At 70.7% G+C, this 19,500-nt stretch carries 17 protein-coding genes; 3 read left to right on the forward strand and 14 right to left on the reverse strand.

The window, feature by feature from the left end; translation table 11 throughout:
* Window positions 1-35 precede the first annotated feature (35 nt).
* Window positions 36-956 (forward strand): AEC family transporter, encoded by a 921-nt coding sequence (locus QC283_RS05425; protein ID WP_279560189.1) that lies wholly within the window; start codon window positions 36-38, stop codon window positions 954-956.
* A gap of 7 nt (window positions 957-963) precedes the next feature.
* Here the strand turns inward: QC283_RS05425 and QC283_RS05430 are convergent, their stop codons facing one another.
* The 9 genes from QC283_RS05430 to tnpA form a co-directional block, all read right to left on the reverse strand.
* Window positions 964-1,548: a Uma2 family endonuclease gene (locus tag QC283_RS05430; RefSeq protein ID WP_279560190.1), complete on the reverse strand. Its 585-nt coding sequence runs from the start codon at window positions 1,546-1,548 to the stop codon at window positions 964-966.
* 97 nt (window positions 1,549-1,645) lie between these two features.
* Window positions 1,646-2,923, reverse strand: coding sequence for a thymidine phosphorylase (locus QC283_RS05435; protein ID WP_279560396.1), 1,278 nt, complete (start codon window positions 2,921-2,923; stop codon window positions 1,646-1,648).
* A 44-nt stretch (window positions 2,924-2,967) separates the two neighbouring features.
* The gene (locus QC283_RS05440; protein WP_279560191.1) at window positions 2,968-3,360 is read right to left on the reverse strand and encodes a cytidine deaminase; all 393 of its coding nucleotides are present in this window, start codon (window positions 3,358-3,360) and stop codon (window positions 2,968-2,970) included.
* Window positions 3,357-4,631 carry an ABC transporter permease gene (locus tag QC283_RS05445; protein WP_279560192.1) on the reverse strand — a complete coding sequence of 425 codons (1,275 nt, stop codon included), beginning with the start codon at window positions 4,629-4,631 and terminating at the stop codon, window positions 3,357-3,359. Before QC283_RS05445 ends, QC283_RS05440 begins: the two co-directional genes overlap by 4 nt.
* The gene (locus QC283_RS05450; RefSeq protein WP_279560193.1) at window positions 4,628-5,752 is read right to left on the reverse strand and encodes an ABC transporter permease; all 1,125 of its coding nucleotides are present in this window, start codon (window positions 5,750-5,752) and stop codon (window positions 4,628-4,630) included. The genes QC283_RS05445 and QC283_RS05450 overlap by 4 nt, the downstream gene beginning before the upstream one ends.
* Entirely contained in the window at window positions 5,752-7,329 is a 1,578-nt protein-coding gene (locus QC283_RS05455; protein WP_279560194.1) for an ABC transporter ATP-binding protein, read from the reverse strand. Before QC283_RS05455 ends, QC283_RS05450 begins: the two co-directional genes overlap by 1 nt.
* Window positions 7,330-7,614: 285 nt before the next feature.
* Window positions 7,615-8,664, reverse strand: a complete 1,050-nt coding sequence (locus tag QC283_RS05460) for a BMP family lipoprotein (protein WP_279560195.1) — start codon at window positions 8,662-8,664, stop codon at window positions 7,615-7,617.
* Window positions 8,665-8,980: 316 nt separating this feature from the next.
* Window positions 8,981-10,033 (reverse strand): BMP family lipoprotein, encoded by a 1,053-nt coding sequence (locus tag QC283_RS05465; RefSeq protein WP_279560196.1) that lies wholly within the window; start codon window positions 10,031-10,033, stop codon window positions 8,981-8,983.
* Window positions 10,034-10,388: 355 nt separating this feature from the next.
* Window positions 10,389-10,817 carry an IS200/IS605 family transposase gene (gene tnpA / locus QC283_RS05470; protein ID WP_279560197.1) on the reverse strand — a complete coding sequence of 143 codons (429 nt, stop codon included), beginning with the start codon at window positions 10,815-10,817 and terminating at the stop codon, window positions 10,389-10,391.
* A 23-nt stretch (window positions 10,818-10,840) separates the two neighbouring features.
* Between tnpA and QC283_RS05475 the strand changes: the two genes are divergently transcribed.
* On the forward strand, window positions 10,841-12,121 hold the full coding sequence (locus QC283_RS05475; protein ID WP_279560198.1) for an RNA-guided endonuclease InsQ/TnpB family protein: 1,281 nt from the start codon (window positions 10,841-10,843) through the stop codon (window positions 12,119-12,121).
* A 34-nt stretch (window positions 12,122-12,155) separates the two neighbouring features.
* On the opposite strand, the gene QC283_RS05480 is transcribed toward QC283_RS05475, so the two are convergent.
* Window positions 12,156-13,394 (reverse strand): M20 family metallopeptidase, encoded by a 1,239-nt coding sequence (locus QC283_RS05480; protein ID WP_279560199.1) that lies wholly within the window; start codon window positions 13,392-13,394, stop codon window positions 12,156-12,158.
* A gap of 557 nt (window positions 13,395-13,951) precedes the next feature.
* On the opposite strand from QC283_RS05480, the gene QC283_RS05485 reads away from it, so the two are divergent.
* Entirely contained in the window at window positions 13,952-14,545 is a 594-nt protein-coding gene (locus QC283_RS05485) for a hypothetical protein (protein WP_279560200.1), read from the forward strand.
* 81 nt (window positions 14,546-14,626) lie between these two features.
* Here the strand turns inward: QC283_RS05485 and QC283_RS05490 are convergent, their stop codons facing one another.
* The 4 genes from QC283_RS05490 to QC283_RS05505 are packed head-to-tail and all read right to left on the reverse strand — an operon-like array spanning window position 14,627 to window position 19,419.
* On the reverse strand, window positions 14,627-15,694 hold the full coding sequence (locus QC283_RS05490) for a hypothetical protein (RefSeq protein WP_279560201.1): 1,068 nt from the start codon (window positions 15,692-15,694) through the stop codon (window positions 14,627-14,629).
* Between the two features lie 53 nt (window positions 15,695-15,747).
* A complete protein-coding gene (locus QC283_RS05495; protein ID WP_279560202.1) occupies window positions 15,748-16,686 on the reverse strand; it encodes an N-acetylneuraminate synthase family protein in 939 nt (312 codons plus the stop codon).
* 13 nt (window positions 16,687-16,699) lie between these two features.
* Window positions 16,700-18,031 carry an N-acylneuraminate cytidylyltransferase gene (locus tag QC283_RS05500; RefSeq protein ID WP_279560203.1) on the reverse strand — a complete coding sequence of 444 codons (1,332 nt, stop codon included), beginning with the start codon at window positions 18,029-18,031 and terminating at the stop codon, window positions 16,700-16,702.
* 50 nt (window positions 18,032-18,081) lie between these two features.
* Window positions 18,082-19,419, reverse strand: a complete 1,338-nt coding sequence (locus QC283_RS05505) for a DUF6716 putative glycosyltransferase (RefSeq protein WP_279560204.1) — start codon at window positions 19,417-19,419, stop codon at window positions 18,082-18,084.
* Between the last annotated feature and the right edge of the window lie 81 nt (window positions 19,420-19,500).

Raw genomic sequence — 19,500 nt, forward strand, 5'->3', positions numbered from 1 at the left:
CCGTCCCAGGTCCGTCCGCTCGGCGGGGAGGTGCCGTGCAGGGGGTGCTGACCGGCTTCGCGGTCATCGCGGTCGTCATCGCCGTCGGCTATGTGCTGGGGCTGCGGGGCCACCTCGGCCCCCAGGGACGCGAGGTACTGACCAAGCTCGCCTTCCACGTGGCCTCGCCGGCCCTGCTGTTCACCACGCTGGCGACGGCCGACCTGTCGGTGGTCTTCTCCAGCCGGCTCCTGGTCACGGCACTGTCCACGGCCGCCGTGGCCGGGGTCTTCGTCGCGGTGGGTGTCGTACGGGGCTGGGGCGTGGGCCGCACGACGATCGGCGCCCTGTGCTCCGGCTACGTCAACTCCGGCAACCTCGGCATCCCGATCGCCGTGTACGTCCTGGGCGACGCCGCGCTGGTGGCGCCGGTGCTGCTGTTCCAGCTGGTGCTGGTGACGCCGGTGGCGGTGACGCTCCTGGACCTGTCGGGAGGGGGCGGCAGGGGCCCGCTGTGGCGGATGCTTCTGACACCGCTGCGCAATCCGATAGCGCTGGGCTCACTCGCCGGGGTCGCGGTCGCCGCGAGCGGTCTGCGGATACCCGACGCGGTCATGGACCCGGTGACCCTGATCGGCAACATGTCGGTCCCGGCGGTCCTGCTGGCCTTCGGTATCTCCCTGTGCGGCTCCACGATGCCCATGCGAGGCGTGGAACGGCGGCCCGTGCTGCTCGCGGTGGCGTTGAAGACGGTGGGCCAGCCCGCGGTGGCCTGGGCGCTGGCGTCCGGGGTGTTCGGACTGCGGGGCGCGCAACTGCTGGACGTGGTGGTGACGTCGGCACTGCCCGCGGCACAGAACCTGTACACGTACGCGTCGACGTACGGGGTGGGCGAGCGGCTGGCGCGGGACGCGATCCTGGTGTCGACGGTGGTTTCGGTGCCGGTGCTGGTGGGGGTGGCGGCGGTTTTGGGGTGACGGCGGCTCAGCTTGTCGGGAAGACCCCGGTGTCGACCTCCAGGTCGAAGGGGGTCGGCAACGTCAGCTTCTCGCCGTATTCCACCGATGCCAGGACGCGATAGGTGCCGTCCTCGGGCACTCCGTAAAGCGTGGCCGTCGGGCATCCGCTGTGCCAGGGATCCAGCAGCAGGTAGAGGGGGACACCGGCGCGGGCGTAGCCCCTGACCTTCTTGATCCGGTCATGGTTGGCGTTGCTGCGAGAGGTGACCTCCACCACCAGCTCCGCCTCACTCGCATGCACTCTCCTGCCCTGTCGCAACGCCACCCTGGGCACTACGCACAGGTCGGGCTGGAAGACCCCCGCCGTCTCCGGCACCAGCAGACCCAGAGTCTGGTAGATGCCGCACCCCTCTGGGACGGCGGTGTAGAGACTGAGTTGAAGCAGCTCGGCGGTGTCGTTGTGTGCTTCGGACGGCGGAGGCGCCACGGTGACGATCCCTTCGATGATCTCCACCTTGCTGCCCTCCGGAGCGTCCGTCTCCTCCAGGACACGGACGACCTCCTCCCAGCCCGCCCCTCCGGGGGTCGGCTCGGCACTGAGTGCGCTCATGGCGGTGTCTCCAATCGGTGCGTCACCGAGTCCAGCATGCCGAACGGGACCGGTGGAGGTCCACCGGTCCCGTTCACCCGATCGAGGAAACCCCTGGTCAGGCGATACGCTCCCGCACCACCGGCGAGGCGGTGAAGGCCGTGCCGGACGGGGCGACGTCGTACGAGCCCTCCACCGCCGCGAGCGCGTACTCGAAGCGGTCCGGGGTGTCGGTGTGGAGGGTCAGGAGGGGCTGGCCCTCCACCACCGTGTCGCCGGGCTTGGCGTGGAGTTCGACGCCCGCCGCGGCCTGCACCGGGTCCTCCTTGCGGGCGCGGCCCGCGCCCAGGCGCCAGGCGGCGACGCCGATGTCGTAGGCGTCGAGGCGGGTCAGGACGCCGGAGGCGCCCGCCTTGATCACGTGCTGTTCCTTCGACGTGGGCAGGGCCGCGTCCGGGTCGCCGCCCTGGGCCGCGATCATGCGGCGCCAGACGTCCATCGCGGAACCGTCGGCCAGCGCCTTCGCCGGGTCGGCGTCCTTCAGGCCCGCCGCGTCGAGCATCTCGCGGGCCAGGGCGAGGGTCAGCTCGACGACGTCGGAGGGCCCGCCGCCGGCCAGGACCTCGACCGACTCGCGGACCTCCAGGGCGTTGCCCGCCGTGAGGCCGAGGGGGGTGGCCATGTCGGTCAGCAGGGCGACCGTCCTCACGCCGTGGTCGGTGCCGAGGCCGACCATGGTGGAGGCCAGCTCGCGGGCGTCCTCCAGGGTCTTCATGAAGGCGCCCGAGCCCACCTTCACGTCCAGGACCAGGGAGCCGGTGCCCTCCGCGATCTTCTTGGACATGATGGAGGAGGCGATGAGCGGGATCGCCTCGACCGTGCCGGTCACGTCGCGCAGGGCGTACAGCTTCTTGTCGGCGGGGGCGAGGCCGTCGCCGGCCGCGCAGATCACCGCGCCGACGCCGTCCAGGACGTTCAGCATCTCCTCGTTGGACAGGAGCGCGCGCCAGCCGGGGATGGACTCCAGCTTGTCCAGGGTGCCGCCGGTGTGGCCGAGGCCGCGGCCGGAGAGCTGCGGGACGGCCGCGCCGCAGGCCGCGACCAGCGGGGCGAGCGGCAGGGTGATCTTGTCGCCGACGCCGCCCGTGGAGTGCTTGTCGGCGGTCGGACGGGACAGGGACGAGAAGTCCATGCGCTCGCCGGAGGCGATCATCGCGGCGGTCCAGCGGGCGATCTCGCCGCGGTTCATGCCGTTGAGCAGGATCGCCATCGCGAGCGACGACATCTGCTCGTCGGCCACCGCGCCGCGCGTGTACGCGTCGATGACCCAGTCGATCTGCTCGGCACTGAGTTCGCCGCGGTCACGCTTGGTGCGGATGACGGAGATGACGTCCATGGCCATGGCTGGCTCTTCCTAACGGGATTACGGGATTGCGGGAGCTACTTGGTGAGGTGGTCGGGGCCGAAGGCCTGCGGGAGCATCTCCGACAGGGGGACGATCCCCGCCGGGGTCTCCAGCAGCATCTCAGGGCCGCCGAACTCGTACAGCAGCTGTCGGCAGCGGCCGCACGGGACGAGGGTCTCGCCGTGGCCGTCGACGCAGGCGAAGTGCGTCAGCCGGCCGCCGCCGGTGAGCTGGAGCTGGGAGACGAGCCCGCACTCGGCGCACAGGCCGATGCCGTAGCTGGCGTTCTCGACGTTGCAGCCGGTGACGGTGCGGCCGTCGTCGACCAGGGCGGCGGCGCCGACGGCGTACCCGGAGTACGGGGCGTAGGCGTGGGCCATGGCCTCGCGGGCCGCCGTGCGCAGCGCGCCCCAGTCGACGTCGGTCATTTGCCCTGTCCCTTCCGGTACTGCATGCCGTTCGCCTTCGGCATCCGCAGGCGCTGTGCGGACAGTGCGAGGACGACGAGGGTGATGACGTACGGCGTGGCGGAGACGACCTGGTTGGGGACGTCGTCGGTGGTGGCGTACCAGGCGAAGACCAGGGCGCCGATCACCACGGTGATCGCGGCCTTGACGTACTTCTTGCGGACCGCGAGCCAGATGGCACCGGCGACCAGCAGCAGCGCGCCGAGCAGCAGCAGGGCGTGCACGTTGGCGGAGCCGCCGCGCAGGTTGAGGCTGTCGGTGTAGCCGAAGAGGCCGGCGCCGATGGCGAGGCCGCCCGGCATCCAGTTGCCGAAGATCATCGCGGCGAGGCCGATGTAGCCGCGGCCGCTGGTCTGGCCCTCCAGGTAGAAGGGGTTGGCCACGATGGAGAGGAAGACGCCGCCGAGGCCGGCCAGGCCGCCGGAGATGATCACGGCGAGGTACTTGTACTTGTAGACGTTGACGCCGAGGGACTCGGCCGCGATCGGGTTCTCGCCGCAGGAGCGCAGGCGGAGGCCGAACGGGGTGCGCCACAGGATGTACCAGCTGGCGGGGATCAGGGCGACGGCGATCAGGGTGAGCCAGGAGACGTCGGTGACCAGGCCGCCGAGCAGGCCGGCGATGTCCGAGACGAAGAACCAGTGCTGGTCGTTGAGGCTCTCCAGGGCGTCGGAGAGCCCTGGCACCGTGAAGTGGCCCAGCGAGTCGACCGGCGGGGACTGCTTGGCCGAGCCGCCCTGGTGGCCCTCGAAGGCGAGCGGGGCGAGGTAGCGGGTGGCGCCGAGGGCGAGGATGTTGATGGCCACGCCGGAGACGATGTGGTTGACGTTGAAGGTGATCGTGACGATGGCGTGCAGCAGGCCGCCGAGCGCGCCGCCGACGATGCCCATCAGGACGCCGGTCCACGGCCCCCACTGGAAGCCGGCCCAGGCACCGAACCAGGTGCCGAGGATCAGCATGCCCTCGAGGCCGATGTTGACGACGCCCGCGCGCTCGGCCCACAGGCCGCCGAGACCGGCGAGGCCGATCGGCACGGCGAGCTGGAGCGCGGTGGACATCTGGCTGACGTTGGTGATGCCGTTGGCGCCGGTGACGATGCGGACGATGGAGGTCAGTGCCAGGGCACCGGCGATGATCAGCAGCAGGACGGGCAGCGAGATCCGGCGGCCGGTCGGCGCCGCGGGCTGCAGCGAGGGCTGGTTGACGTCGGTCGCAGAGGTCGGGGCGGTCATCGGCCAGCCACCTCCTTCTTGGTGTTGTCGGTGGCGCCGAGGACGTGACCGGCGGCCAGCTCCGCGCCGACGCGGCGCTGCTGGCGGCGCAGGCCCCACTCGCGGACGGCCTCGTAGGAGACGACGACGGAGAGGACGATCAGGCCCTGCATGATGACCGCGATCTCCTTGTCGTAGCCGTGGAAGTCCAGCTCGGGCGAGGCCTTGTCGAGCCAGGCCCACAGCAGGGCGGCGAAGGCGATGCCGACCGGGCTGTTGCGGCCGAGCAGGGCGATGCCGATGCCGAGGAAGCCGATGCCGGTGGGGAAGTTGAGGCTGTAGGTGTGGGTGTCGCCGAGCAGGATCGGCAGGCCCGCGAGTCCGGCGAGGCCGCCGGAGAGCAGCATCGCGGTGAGCACCATGCGCTTGGGGTTGACGCCGCTGGCCGCGGCGGCGGACTCGGAGGCGCCGGAGGCGCGCAGGTCGAAGCCGAAGCGGGTGCGGTTGAGGACGACCCAGTAGCCGATGCCGAGGAGGACGGCGAGGATCACCAGGCCGTAGATCTCGCCGGCCGCGCCCATGTCGATGCCGGGGATCCAGCCGGACTCGTGCATCTCGCCGGTGGTGTTGTTGTTGCCGATCTTGACGCCGAAGACGTCCGGCAGCCACAGGTAGCCGATGACGGCGGTGGCGATGGAGTTGAGCATGATCGTCGCGACGACTTCGCTGACGCCGCGGGTGATCTTGAGTACGCCGGCGATGCCGGACCAGAAGGCGCCGGTGAGGACGGCGGTCAGCAGGAGGAGCGGGATCTGGAGGGCGGCCGGGAGGCTGGCGTGGGCGCCGACGATCGCGGCCGTCATGGCGGCCAGCTGGTACTGGCCGTCGACGCCGATGTTGAACAGGTTCATCCGGAAGCCGATGGCCACCGCGAGGGCCGCGATGTAGTACATCGACGCCTGGTTGATGATCAGCACCTGGATGTCGGAGAATCCGGCCTGCTCGAACATCAGGGCGAACGGTTCGACCGGGTTCTTGCCCGAGGCGATCAGGACGATCGCGCTGAGCGCGAAGGCCACGGCGAGCGCGATGACCGGGCCGGCCACCGCGAGGAGCACGCGCTCCTTGTCGAACTTCTTCATCAGCGGGCCTCGTCTTCCGGAGCCTCGGACGACTTGGACGTGTCGGCCGGGGTCTCGGGGTTCTCTTCGTGTTCGAGGTGTCCGGAGGCGGCACCGGTCATCGCCGAGCCCAGCTCCTCGGGGGTGATGGTGGCCGGGTCGGCGTCCGCGACCAGCCTGCCGTCGTAGATCACCCTCAGGGTGTCGGACAGGCCGATCAGCTCGTCCAGGTCGGCGGAGATCAGCAGGACGGCGAGTCCCTCGCGGCGTGCCTCGCGGATGTGGTCCCAGATGGCGGCCTGCGCGCCGACGTCCACACCGCGGGTGGGGTGGGCGGCGATGAGGAAGCGCGGCTTGTGGCTCATCTCGCGGCCGACGATCAGCTTCTGCTGGTTGCCGCCGGAGAGCGAGGCGGCGGTGACGTCGATGCCGGGGGTGCGGACGTCGTACGTCTCGACGATGCGGCGGGTGTCCTCCTGGGAGCCCTTGGGGTCCAGCCAGACGCCCTTGCTGTTGGGCTTCTCGGTGACGTGGCCGAGGATGCGGTTCTCCCAGAGGGGGGACTCCAGGAGCAGGCCGTGGCGGTGGCGGTCCTCGGGGATGTAGCCGACGCCCTGCTCGCGGCGCTTGCGGGTGGGCAGCGCGGTGATGTCCTCGTCGAGGAAGCGGATAGTGCCGGAGTCGGCGTGCCGCAGGCCGATGAGGGCGTCGACCAGTTCGGTCTGGCCGTTGCCCTCGACGCCGGCGATGCCCAGCACCTCGCCGGCGTGGATGGTGAAGGAGATGTCGTCCAGCAGTGCCTTGCCGCCGGGGGCCGCGAGGCGCAGCGTGTCGACGGTGAGGACCGGGCGGTCGGTGACCGTGGACTCGGCGGTCTGCGGGGTGGGCAGCTCGCTGCCGACCATCAGTTCGGCGAGCTGGCGCGGCGTCGTCTCGGCGGGAACGGCGGTACCGACCGTCGTACCGCGCCGGATGACGGTGATCTCGTCGGCGACGGAGAGGACCTCGCCCAGCTTGTGCGAGATGAAGATGACGGACAGGCCCTCGGCCTTGAGCTCGCGCAGGTTGTCGAAGAGGGCGTCGACCTCCTGCGGGACCAGGACGGCGGTCGGCTCGTCGAGGATCAGCGTGCGGGCGCCGCGGTAGAGGACCTTGAGGATCTCCACGCGCTGACGGGCGGCGACACCGAGTTCCTCGACGAGGACGTCGGGGCGCACGCCGAGGCCGTACCGCTCGGAGATCTCGTTGATCTTCCGGCGGGCCTTGGCGCCGATGCCGTACAGCTTCTCGCTGCCGAGGACCACGTTCTCGAGGACCGTGAGGTTGTCGGCGAGCATGAAGTGCTGGTGGACCATGCCGATGCCGCGGACGATGGCGTCGGCGGGCGACGAGAAGGCGACCTGCTCGCCGTCGATCGCGATGGTGCCCTCGTCCGGCTTCTGCATGCCGTAGAGGATCTTCATCAGGGTCGACTTGCCGGCGCCGTTCTCGCCGACGAGGGCGTGGACGGTGCCCTTGTGGACGGTCAGGTGGATGTCGTGGTTGGCCACGACACCGGGGAAACGCTTGGTGATCCCGGCGAGTTCGACGGCGGTCACCGATTCGTTGACCGCCGCTCCGGCCGGAGGGCTGCTGGACGCGTTGATGGCGCACTCTCCTGGGGACGGGGGCCGTCTACGCGCGTAGCGCCCCTACGGCATCTAAAGCGGCGGCGGCACGTCGACACACGACGGGGTACGGGGAGGGGGCCCGGAGGCTTCCTCCCCGTACCCCGCCGGGCGGGTGCAACCGGCGCGGTTACACGCGGTTCGAGGTGTTGCTGATACTGCTGGTGTTACTCGTACTGGTGATACTGCTGGTGTTACCTGTGCTGGTGAAGCCGCTCAGCTGCTCTTGACCTTGATCTCGCCGCTGACGATCTTCTCCTTGGCCGTCTTGATCGCTGCCTGGAGCTCGGCGTTGTCCGCGAACTTCGGGTTGGAGTCCGAAAGGCCGACCTCGCCGGACTTCAGATCGCCCCGAACGATACCGGTCTCGGGCTTGCCGTCCTCGACCGACTTCGCGAGGTTGTACACCGCCTTGGCGACGTCCTTCGTGGCCGAAGTCAGGATGTAGTCCTTGTACTTCGCGAGGGCGTCCTGCTTGTACTGGTCGGAGTCGACACCGATCGCCCAGACCTTGTTGGCGGCCGCGGCCTCGATCACGCCCTGACCGGAGAGACCGGCCGCCGCGAAGACGACGTCGGCCTTCTTCTCGATCTGGCCCTCGGCGGCGGTCTTGCCCTTGTCGGGGCTGGAGAAGCCGCCGTCCTCCGCGGTCTGCGTCAGGTACTGCGAGATCACCTTGACCTTGGGGTCGGTGTCCTTGACGCCCTGCTCGTAGCCGGCCTGGAACTTGTGGATCAGCGGGATGTCCACACCGCCCACGAAGCCGACCGTCTTGGTCTTGGTGCTCTTGGCGGCGGCGACACCGGCGAGGTAGGAGGCCTGCTCCTCGTTGAAGACGAGGTCGGCCACGTTCTTCGCCTCGATCGTGGCGTCGTCCACGATGCCGAAGGTGGTGTCCGGGTACTTCTCGGCGGCGCTCTTCAGCGCGGCGGCGTACGCGTAGCCGACGCCGATGACCGGGTTGTGGCCCTGCTTGGCCAGGGAGACGAGGCGCTGCTCCTTGTCGGCGTCGGTCTCGCCGTCGGTGGGCTCGACGTCGGCCGTCTCGTAGCCGAACTCCTTCTTCGCCTGCTCCAGGCCCGCGTACGCGGCGTCGTTGAAGGACTGGTCGCCCTTGCCGCCGACGTCGTAGGCGATGGCGAGGCCCTTGTCGCCCTTGGACTCCGACGAGCTGGAGGAGGTCGAGGTGCCACCGCAGGCGGCGAGGGCGAGGGCCAGGGAGGCGGTCGCTGCGCCTGCGACCGTGATCCGGGAAATCCGGCGCATGTCTGGTGCTCCTGTCGTACAAAGCGCCGGACGGTTCGGCTACGGCGCTGGCTTCGCCGCAGATTAACGCGCGTAGACCTGCCTGAAAACCCCTTCTGTCCTTCTTGTTATCCGCCCGTGAGCAAGCCGCGGTGAACGGGGCGCGGGGCTTGCCGGACGCGAACGCAGGGTGGCGGAGGGTGACGCCCGGGCCGCCCGGGCGCGGCATGCCGAAGCGGGCGGGCACATCCGGGCGCGGCATGCCGAAGCGGGCGGGCACATCCGGGCGCCCGCCCGCTTCATCTGGTTCCGCACGTGTTCCGTGCGAGGCGTGGTGCTACTCCGTCTTCACCTTGATGGCGCCGGTGATGATGCCCTCCTTGGCCTTGGCCACGGCGTCCGTCAGATTCGGGACCTCGGCGTACTTCGGGTTGCTGTCGGACAGGCCCACGCCGTCGGACTTGAGGTCGAAGGTGTGGGTGCCGGTCAGCGGCTTGCCGTCCTCGACCGACTTGGCCAGGGCGAACACCGCGCCGTCGATGTCCTTGAGGGCGGAGGTCAGGATGTGGTCCTTGTACGCCGCGAGCGCTTCCTGCTTGTACTGGTCGGAGTCGACGCCGATCGCCCAGACCTTCGCCTTCGCGGCGGCCTCGATCACGCCCTGGCCGGAGAGACCGGCCGCCTGGTAGACGACGTCGGCCTTCTTCTCGATCTGGCCCTCGGCGGCGGCGCGGCCCTTGTCCGGGCTGGAGAAGCCGCCGTCCTCCGCGGTCTGCGTCAGGTACTGCGAGACCACCTTGACCTTGGGGTCGGTGTCCTTGACGCCCTGCTCGTAGCCGGCCTCGAACTTGTGGATCAGCGGGATGTCCACACCGCCCACGAAGCCGACCGTCCTGGTCTTGGTGGCCTTGGCGGCGGCGACACCGGCGAGGTAGGAGGCCTCGTTCTCGGCGAAGACCAGGGAGGCGACGTTCTTGGCGTCGACCACGGAGTCCACGATGCCGAAGGTGGTGTCCGGGTACTTCTCGGCGACGGCCTTCATCGCCGGGGCGTAGGCGAACCCGACGCCGATGACCGGGTCGTAGCCCTGCTTCGCCAGCGAGGACAGCCGCTGCTCCTTGTCGGCGTTGGTCTCGCCCTCGGTGGGCTCGATGTCGGCGGTCTTGTAGCCGTACTCCTTCTTCGCCTGCTCCAGGCCCGCGTACGCGGCGTCGTTGAAGGACTGGTCGCCCTTGCCGCCGATGTCGTAGGCGATGGCGAGGCCCTTGTCGTCCTTGGTGCCCTCGTCGCCGCTGTCGCTCTCGCTGCTGGTGCCGCCGCAGGCCGTGGCGGCGAGCGCGAGCGACGCGACCCCCACCGCGGCGCGGGTCAGTCTCGATATCCGACGCATCTGAAGCTCCCCATTCTCCAAAGCCCCGCAGCGGGCGCTCGGTTCGGCGCAGATTAACGCGCGTAGAAACTCCTGGGAACGGGGTTTCGCGGGGCCGTTACCCATTCGTGCCGCTGGTCGGCGCAGCGGGTGTTCGGGGCGTGCCGGGGACTCCGTGCGCTTGTGCGTCGGAGTGCCGCCGGCCCGCCGGGGCCGCGACCTCGACGGTTGGGCGGACCGGTCTCTCACCGCGGGGCCACCGCGGCGCGTCTACCTCTGATCTTGCGCAGTGCTCCGTCCTTCAGGGCGGAGGTGAGGCGCATCCTTGGTGCGGAGGCGCGAAGCGCTGGAGTTCTCTGCGCCTTTGTGGTGACGGTCAGGTGGGTCGTTGCTGGCTCTCGATGTACTGGCGGACGACGGTGAGCGGTGCTCCGCCGCATGATCCGGCGAAGTAGGAGCCGGACCAGAAGTGTCCGCCCCACAGGTACCGGCGGACGTGGCTGTCGTATTCCTGGCGGAGTCTGCGGGAGCTGACGCCCTTGAGGGAGTTGACCAGCTTGGAGAGCTGCACCTTGGGCGGGTAATGCACGAGCAGGTGGACGTGGTCCTGTTCGCCGTTGAACTGTTTCAGCTCGGCCTCGAAGTCGGTGCAGACCTCCCGCATGATCTCTTCGGTGCGGGTCAGCATGGCGTCGGTGAACGCGTTCCGCCGGTACTTGGTGACAAAGACCAAGTGAACGTGCAAGTGGTAGACAACATGGCGACCGGTTCTGACATCCGGATTCGGTTCCCAGCGTGGTGACATAAACCAATGCTAATCTCACGCTCGTGAAACAAGACACCTTGGTCACACGACAGTTCGGGCACCGTGCCCGGCTCGCACTGTCGCCTGCCGAGGTACTGAAGACGGACGACCAGGCACACGCCGCCCGCACGATGTGGAACCTGCTGCACGCGTGGTGGCAGATGACGCCGAAAGAGAAACGGACACTCGCGAACGCGGACGCCGCGATCCGACAGGCCCGCAAGGACATCGACTTCCTCGCCGCCCTCCCCGCCCAGGCCGCGCAAGCGGTACTCAAGACCTACTTCCGGGCGTGGAAGAACTGCTGGGACGGGCGGGCGAACGCTCCGGACTTCAAGAGCCGCCTCCGTTCGGTGATGTCCGTGGACGTTCCGCAGGGCCGGGACCTGAACATCAGCCGTGTGCACCGACGCTGGGGCATGGCCAACATCCCCAGGATCGGCCGGGTCCGCTTCCGCTGGACCAAGGACCTCCCGGTCGGCAAACACGCCGGCGACGGCAACCGGATCACCGGAGCCCGGCTGGTCAAAGACACCCTCGGATGGCACCTCGCCTTCCGCGTCCAGACCCTCGAAACCAGACCCGAACCCCACACCGGCCCCGAAGTCGGCATCGACGTCGGGATCAACGTGCCCCTCGCCCTCTCCGACGGTGAAACCTATGAGCACGACGAGTGGCTGACCGACAAGGAGAAGACGCGGCTCCTGCACCTGGAGCAGCGCGCCGCCCAGCGTAAACGACACCGCAGACCCGGCGAGCGCACCAGCCGCCGGCTGCGCCGCACCTACGACCGGATCGCAGAGCTCCGCGCGAAAGCCAAGCGCAGGGCCCTGGACTGGCAGCACAAGACGACCACCACCATCGCCCGCGCCTACGGCACGATCGTGGTCGAAGCACTCACCATCACGAACATGGTCAAATCCGCCAGGGGAACCACCGAGGCGCCGGGGAAGAACGTCGCCCAGAAGTCCGGGCTGAACCGCTCCATCAGCCAGGAGGCATGGGGCCGCACGGTCACCCTGCTGACGTACAAGACCGCCCAGCACGGCGGCACCCTGCACAAGGTCCCCGCCCCCGGCACCTCCCAGCGCTGCTCGGCGTGCGGTCTCACCACGCCCGGCAGCCGGGAGTCCCAGGCCGTCTTCGTGTGCAAGAGCCCGGACTGCGGCTGGTCGGGCAACGCCGACCACAACGCGGCCCGCAACGTCCTGCACCTGTACCGGATGGGCCTCGCGCTCATCCCGGCTGCCGGAAGGGCAGTCGTCAGGCGCGCAAAGCGCGTCAAGCCCGCTACCGCAAGGTAAGCAGGAATCTCCCGGCTTCAGCCGGGAGAGCACTTCAATGCACCGCTTCGATCAGCGCCGCCGCGGTGAACATCTCCACGCCGACGGTGATGGCGCGCTCGTCCACGTCGAAGTCTCCCTGGTGCAGGTCGCGGACCGTGCGCTCGCCGGGCGGGCGGACGCCGAGGCGGGCCATGGCGCCGGGCACGTGCTCCAGGTACCAGGAGAAGTCCTCGCCGCCGAGGCTCTGCTCGGTGCTCTCCACGGACTCGGTGCCGCGCCGGGCGACCATGGCGGCCTGGAGCAGTTCGGTGCTGGTGACCTCGTTGACGACGGGGGGCACCCCGCGGACGTAGGTGATCTCGGACTTGGCCCGGTACAGGTTGGCGATCTCGTCGATGGCGCCGACCACGAGGTCGGGCGCCTGCCGCCAGGCGTCGAGATCGAGGCAGCGGACGGTGCCGGCGAGTTCGGCGTGCTGCGGGATGACGTTCGGGGCGTGGCCGGACTCTACGCGCCCCCAGGTCAGGGCGAGTCCGCTGCGGCTGTCCACGCGGCGGGCGACGAGCGAGGGCACGTCGGTGACCACGCGGGCGGCGGCGGTGACCAGGTCGGTGGTGAGGTGCGGACGGGCGGTGTGGCCGCCGGGGCCGTTGAGGGCGACCTCCAGCCGGTCGCAGGCGGAGGTGATGGGGCCCACCCGCAGGCCGATCCGCCCGGCGTCCACCCGGGGGTCGCAGTGCACGGCCAGGATGCGGCGCACCCCGTCGAGCGCGCCGCCCTCGATGGCGTCGGCCGCGCCGCCGGGCAGCACCTCCTCCGCCGGCTGGAAGACCAGCCGCACCGGCCGGGGCAGCAGGCCCTGCTCGTGCAGGGCGGCGAGCACCAGCCCGGTGCCGAGGACGACGGTGGTGTGCACGTCGTGTCCGCAGGCGTGGGCGCGGTCCGGTACACGCGAGCGGTACGGGCACTCGCTCTTGGTGTCCGGGATGGGCAGGGCGTCGATGTCGGCCCGCAGGGCGAGCATGCGCGGCCCGCCGGCCCACTGTCCGGAGTCGGTGCCGGTTCCGATGTCGCAGACGAGCCCGGTTCCTACGGGAAGCACACGCGGCTTGAGGCCGGCCCGCTCGAGCCGTTCCTTGATCGCGGCGGTGGTGCGGAACTCCTGGTTGCCCAGTTCGGGATGCATGTGCAGATCGCGGCGGAAGGCCACGAGCTCCGCACGCAGCGCCTCGGGCAGGGCGCCGGGCAGCGCGGTTTCACCGGAAGTGTCGGCCTCGGACTCTGGGGACATCAACGCTTTCACCCTTTGCAGCGTAGGGCGCCCGAGCGACCGGTGGACCCACGATCAACAAAAATTCAGCCCGTTAGGGGAAGAAAACTGGGCCGCCCTACGCATAGCTGTCGACTGGCTTGGGTACACTCGCCCGCTTTTTCGACCGAGCCGATCCTGAGAGATCCACCGGGAGCGGCCCTCACCACCCGACGGCACCCGTCCTTGGGGTACGGGTACCACGCGACGATCGCCCCACGCGCGGGCCGACCGCCGGACGTCGCGGGAGGGCGTGCGCCGCCGTGCGGACTCCGGCGGGCCGGCGGATCAGCGACATGCGCGTCACGCTCGCCCGGACCCAGGAGAAGTGACGTGGCGGGCCGGGCCCCGGACACGGCCACACGGGTCCGCGCAGACGGGTCCACGCAGACGGGTCCGACGCTGCCGCTGACGTGCCACCAGCAATGAAGGACCTGTGAAGACTGCCTGATCATTACAGTGGCCCGGCCTGCCTCTCCCCGGCATGATGCTTCAGCAGTGCCCGCACAACATGACGACGACTCAAGGTGGTTGACTCTGTGAGACTGACCCGCGTGACCCTCGCCGTGGCCGCCGGCGCCCTGGCCCCGGCCCTGCTGCTCGCCACCCCCTCCTTCGCCGCCACCCCGACACCGCCGTCCGTCGCGGCGGCGGTGGACACGGGCTCCCCCTACGACGAGATGGACGCCGACGACCTGCGCGTCGCCATCGCCAGGACCCTCGCAGACCCCGCCAGCGGCCGACGCGTGATCCGGGAGGCCAACGAGCTCCTCGACGGCGCCACCGTGGAGGAGATGCGCGCCTGGCTCGAGACCGGACACCGCCTCGCCCAGGCCGAGGACGACCAGGTCGCCATCGTCCGGCTCCTGGGCGACCCCGACAGCGGACGGCGCGTGATCAAGGAGATCAACGAACTCCTCGACACCGGCACCCCGGAACAGATGCGCGCCTGGCTCGAGACCGGACACCGCCTCGCCCAGGCCGAGGACGACCGCGTCGCCATCACCCGGATCCTCGCCGACCCCGACAGCAGTGACGCCCTGCGCGCGGCGGCGGGCGCGGCCCTGGACGACAACACCCCCGAAGGGCTGCGCCACTTCCTCGAGGTCGGCCAGTACGAGGTCGGCTCCTAGGGCCTGGACGGCGCTGGGCACGGCCCTGTGCGGCGGGCGTCCCGGAGGCGGGCGCCCCGCCCGGCCGCGGCACGGGGAGGACTACGTGGCGCCCGCCACCGCCGACAGCCGGTGCGCCCCCCGGGCCGAGCCCGTCACGCCGCTCAGGAAGCCCCGTGCCCTCGGTGAGGCGTGCTGGGTCAGCCAGGCCGGGTCGATGTCGCAGACGGCGACGCGGACCTCCGTGCCGGCCAGGGCCAGGGGGAGGGTGTGGACGACCGTGGACGGGAAGCTGAGAACGGTGCGGCCGATCGGGCCGCGGCGGGCGATCAGTTCCAGGGGGAGGTCGGGGCGGACGATCTCCAGGCCCGTTTCCACGGCCAGCCGGTGGAGCTTCTCGGCGCTCTCACGGCGGTGGGCGAAGTAGCGGGCCGCGCCGTGGGCCTGCGCCAGGCCGCTTACGGCGTCCACGTAGCGGTCGGCGTCGACGACGCCCGTCTCCACCAGTGACGTACCCACCATGTCGGCGCCCTTGGTGATGCGGGGCGGGCCGAAGCGGGACCGGGTCCAGGCGAAGTCGTTCGCCGTGACGGTCACGCCGTCCGGGGTGTCCTCGATGGGCATGGCGGAGAAGACCGAGACTCGGCGGTCCCCGGAGGGGGTGAGACGCCGGCGCGCCGACCCTGAGACCGGGGCGAAGAGCAGGTCGCGGGGGCCGGGGCGGCTGCCCTTGCGGTGCCAGCGCACCAGGCGTTCGCCGCGGGCGAGCTGGGTGACGAACTCCATCGTGGCCGTGCCGTCGTCGACGACGACCAGGTCACGGGCGCGGGTGATGGTGAGGAGCAGTTGTACGTAGCGGGAGAAGGGGTCGCCCATGACGATCCGCTCCGCCCGGCGGAGGACGGTCGTCAGGCCGCCCACGGTGCGGAACGGGGCCGTGGCACCGCCCCGCGCCTCTTCCCAGCGGACCTCGTGACCCTCCTTGCGGGCCAGTTCGGACATGCGGCGCAGCTGGCCGCGGGTCATCGGGTCGACGGGTGAGAGGACCACGAGGGTGAGCTCCGCGCCGGGTGCGCGGGTGTGCGCCCACTCCAGCACGTTCAGCAGTTGTACCGGGCTCTCGACGAAGGCGAGAGTGCGGGGGCCGGCATTCCCGGCGCGGGGGCTCATCGGCGTAGGACCGTCCCGTGGTGAGGGCGTGGTGGGGGTGTCGGACCGCGGGGTCAGACCGTGACCGGCTCGCCCGCGGCGGCGGCGATCTCCGCCTCGGCGACGACGCCGGTGACGCGGCGCAGCTTCTTCATCGGGCCGAGCTCGGAGTCGTAGACCTTCTTGACGCCGTCACCGAGGGAGGCCTCGATGGTGCGGATGTCGCGCACCAGGCGGGTCAGGCCCTGCGGCTCGACGGAGGCGGCCTGGTCCGAGCCCCACATGGCGCGGTCGAGGGTGATGTGGCGCTCGACGAAGGTGGCGCCGAGGGCGACGGCGGCCAGGGTGGTCTGCAGGCCCGTCTCGTGGCCGGAGTAGCCGATCGGGACGTTCGGGAACTCCTGCTGGAGGGTGTTGATGACGCGGAGGTTGAGCTCCTCGGCCTGCGCCGGGTACGTCGACGTGGCGTGGCACATGAGGATGTTGTCCGAGCCGAGGACCTCGACCGCGTGGCGGATCTGCTTCGGGGTCGACATGCCTGTGGAGAGGATGACCGTGCGGCCCGTCGCGCGCAGGGCGCGCAGCAGCTCGTCGTCGGTCAGGGACGCGGAGGCGACCTTGTGGGCGGGGACGTCGAACTTCTCCAGGAAGGCGACGGCCTCGGTGTCCCACGGGGAGGCGAACCAGGCGATGTTCTTGGTCTTGCAGTAGTCGTCGATCTGGCGGTACTCGTCCTCGCCGAACTCCACGCGGTGGCGGTAGTCGATGTACGTCATCCGGCCCCAGGGGGTGTCGCGCTCGATGTCCCACTGGTCGCGCGGGGTGCAGATCTCGGGGGTGCGCTTCTGGAACTTGACCGCGTCGCAGCCGGCCTCGGCGGCGGCGTCGATCAGCTTGAAGGCGTTCTCGAGGTCGCCGTTGTGGTTGATGCCGATCTCGCCGGTGATGTAGACGGGGCGGCCGGGGCCGGCCTCGCGGGAGCCGAAGGCGCGGATGCGGGAGTTGGTGCTCATGGCGGGGATTTCCTTACTTGGACTGGGTGAGCGTGGTGGGGGTGATGAGGGTGGTGGAGGTGGTGGGGGTGGTGGAGGGTTCGGTGGGGGCGAGGGGGTCCAGCGAGGGGCCCAGGAGCCAGCTCGCGATCTCCCGGATCGCGCCCTCGCCGCCGGGGACGGTGGTGACCGCGCGGGCCGCGCCGCGTACGGCGTCGTGGGCGCTCGCGACCGCCACGGGCCAGCCGACGAGGGCGAAGCACGGGAGGTCGTTGACGTCGTTGCCGACGTAGAGCACGCGCTCGGGCGCGATGCCCTGCTCCTCGCACCACTGCTTGAGGGCGAGGTCCTTGCGGTCGATGCCGTGCAGCACGGGGAGCCCCAGCTTGTGCGCGCGGGCGGCGACGACCGGGTTCACCTCCGTGGACAGGATCAGCATCGTCAGTCCGCTGCGGCGCAGCGCGGCGATGCCGAGTCCGTCGCCGCGGTGCACGGAGACGAACTCCCGTCCGTCGGAGTCGATCAGCACCCGGTCGTCGGTCTGGGTGCCGTCGAAGTCGAGGACCACCGCGTCGATGTCGGCGGCGGTCGGGAGGGCGCCGGGGCGTGCCGAGTCGAAGAGGGGGGCCAGGGCGCGGGCGCGGGACAGGTCGTGCGGGTCGTCGATCTCCAGGACGCGGGCCGGGTCGGTGCGGACCAGTTCGGTGCGGCCGAAGAAGCGGTGCCGGTGCTCGCGGAAGCCGGGCGCGGCCATGGCGTAGGCGGCGCCGGTCTCCAGGAGGTCCTGGGGGCGGTCCTGGCGGCGGGGGCGGTACGACTTGTCGTGGTTGACGCCGAAGCCGCCCTCCGTTTCACCGAAGCCGTCTTCCGCTTCACCGGTGTTCCGGTCGATGCCGTCCCGCCATACGAAGCCGTGGAACGGGGCCACCGTCACCGCCGTGTCGGCGCCGTTCTCGGCGACCGCGCCGGCCACGCCGTCGATGTCCTCGCGGACGATGAAGGGGCTGGTGCACTGCACGAGCAGCACCACGTCGACGGGCGCGCCGTGCAGGGCCTCGTGGGTGTCCATGGCGTGCAGTACGGCCGCCTCGGAGGTGGCCGTGTCCCCGGCGATGGCGGCGGGCCGCAGCACGACCTCGGCGCCGGCCTCCCGGGCCGCGGTGGCGATGGACTGGTCGTCCGTGGAGACGACCACGTCCGTCACCAGCCGGGTGGCCCGGCACTCGCGCACCGCGCGGGCCACCAGGGGCACGCCGCCGACGGGGGCGAGGTTCTTCGCGGGCACGCCCTTGGAGCCGCCGCGCGCGGGGATCACGGCGAGCACGCGGCGCACGTCGGCGCCCCGGCCCGCTTGCGGTTGGGACATGGGCTGTACTCCTTGGAGACGGCTGCGGAGACGGAGACGGTCCGGGGCGTTCACAGCTCTCCCATGCGCCGGATCACCGGGGCGACGCGCTGGACGCCGTGCCGGTAGGCGCCGCGTGCCGCGCGGCGCACGACCTGCCGGACCGGGCCGGGTGCCTTGTCGGCGGCGGGCGCGCCGGGGAGCGGGGTGCCGTCGGGGGCGAGGTGGTGGCGGGCGAGGATGCCGGGGAGGTAGCCGGGGGCGGTGACCGGTGTGTAGTACGGGGCGAGCGGGGGCCGGCCGCCGGGCCGGCCGAGCAGGCTCTCGATGCGCGTCCGGGCCTCGTCGAAGGCGGTCTCGTAACCGCCGTGCGCCGCCACGCCCTGCCGGGCGACCCACTCGGGGTCGGGCGCCGGGCGGTGGCCCTCGTCGAGCTGGTCCCAGGAGGCGAGGCAGCCGGAGCCGACGAAGTGGTGGTTGCCGAGCGCCTCGCGCACGCCCAGGTCGGTCAGTACGACCGTGGGCACGCGGCGGTGCAGGGATTCGAGGGCCGCGGTGGAGCTGATGGTGACCAGCAGGTCGGTGCGGTCGAGGACCTCGCCCATGTGCCCGTAGACGAGGCGGAAGTTGGGCGGCGGGTCGGCCCGCTGCACCAGCTTCTGGTAGGGCAGCTCCTCGATGTGCGTGGTGTGTTCGCCGGGCTTGGAGCGCAGCTTGAGCAGCACCTCGCGCTCGGGGTGCCGGCGGGCGTGCCGGATCAGCCGTTCGAGGAGGTACGTACGGTCCTTGCGGCTGTCCGGTACGGAGGGCTGGGCGGCGAAGACGACCGTGTAGGGGCGGTCCGCGGCGTCGGGTTCCCCCGCGTAGGCGGCTCCGCCCAGGAAGGGCAGGGCTACCTCGGTCACCGCGGTGGCGTCGGCGCCGACACCCTCGTACACGGCTCGGAAACGGTCCGCGTCCTGGCGGGAGTTGGCGAGGACGAGGTCGGCGCCGTGGCGCAGCAGCAGGCCGTCGGCGAGCTTCTCGTAGACGACGCCGACGTAGCCGGTGACGACCACGGGCCGCTCGGCGCGGTCCTCCCAGACCCGGCCCAGGCCGTGCAGCATCGCCTGGACGCCGCCGCCGACCAGGGCGAGGACGAGGACGTCGTAGGACTCCTCGCCCGCCGCCCCGCCCATCGCGCGCAGGAACTCGACGGCGGTCACCTCGCGGAGCGAGTCCGCGGTGACGCCGACCTCCCGCAGCTGGCGGGGGGTGGGGGTGGCTCGGCCGCGCAGGAGGTAGCCGTCGAGGTGGATCTCCGTCTTCTCGGGTGAGATGCGGGTCGCGGTGAGCGCGCCCCATTTCCACCGGGTGTCGGAGTCCGCCAGGACGGCGACTCGCAGGGCCTTCGTTGCACTTGCTGGCACGTCGTAGACGCTAGGAAGTCATTTCTAGGAACCGCCCAACCGGAATCCAACAAAGGGTGAACAGCACATCGCCGAATGGGG

This window comes from Streptomyces sp. DH41, from assembly GCF_029813785.1.
GTDB lineage: Bacteria > Actinomycetota > Actinomycetes > Streptomycetales > Streptomycetaceae > Streptomyces.

What these genes read in the sequence shown, in the direction of transcription:
- QC283_RS05500 (WP_279560203.1), bottom strand. Translation starts at nt 18,031, where the DNA reads ATGTCCCAACCGCAAGCGGGCCGGGGCGCCGACGTGCGCCGCGTGCTC.
- QC283_RS05490 (WP_279560201.1), bottom strand. Translation starts at nt 15,694, where the DNA reads ATGAGCCCCCGCGCCGGGAATGCCGGCCCCCGCACTCTCGCCTTCGTC.
- QC283_RS05435 (WP_279560396.1), bottom strand. Translation starts at nt 2,923, where the DNA reads ATGGACGTCATCTCCGTCATCCGCACCAAGCGTGACCGCGGCGAACTC.
- QC283_RS05445 (WP_279560192.1), bottom strand. Translation starts at nt 4,631, where the DNA reads ATGACCGCCCCGACCTCTGCGACCGACGTCAACCAGCCCTCGCTGCAG.
- QC283_RS05450 (WP_279560193.1), bottom strand. Translation starts at nt 5,752, where the DNA reads ATGAAGAAGTTCGACAAGGAGCGCGTGCTCCTCGCGGTGGCCGGCCCG.
- tnpA (WP_279560197.1), bottom strand. Translation starts at nt 10,817, where the DNA reads ATGTCACCACGCTGGGAACCGAATCCGGATGTCAGAACCGGTCGCCAT.
- QC283_RS05440 (WP_279560191.1), bottom strand. Translation starts at nt 3,360, where the DNA reads ATGACCGACGTCGACTGGGGCGCGCTGCGCACGGCGGCCCGCGAGGCC.
- QC283_RS05460 (WP_279560195.1), bottom strand. Translation starts at nt 8,664, where the DNA reads ATGCGCCGGATTTCCCGGATCACGGTCGCAGGCGCAGCGACCGCCTCC.
- QC283_RS05480 (WP_279560199.1), bottom strand. Translation starts at nt 13,394, where the DNA reads ATGTCCCCAGAGTCCGAGGCCGACACTTCCGGTGAAACCGCGCTGCCC.
- QC283_RS05430 (WP_279560190.1), bottom strand. Translation starts at nt 1,548, where the DNA reads ATGAGCGCACTCAGTGCCGAGCCGACCCCCGGAGGGGCGGGCTGGGAG.
- QC283_RS05495 (WP_279560202.1), bottom strand. Translation starts at nt 16,686, where the DNA reads ATGAGCACCAACTCCCGCATCCGCGCCTTCGGCTCCCGCGAGGCCGGC.
- QC283_RS05465 (WP_279560196.1), bottom strand. Translation starts at nt 10,033, where the DNA reads ATGCGTCGGATATCGAGACTGACCCGCGCCGCGGTGGGGGTCGCGTCG.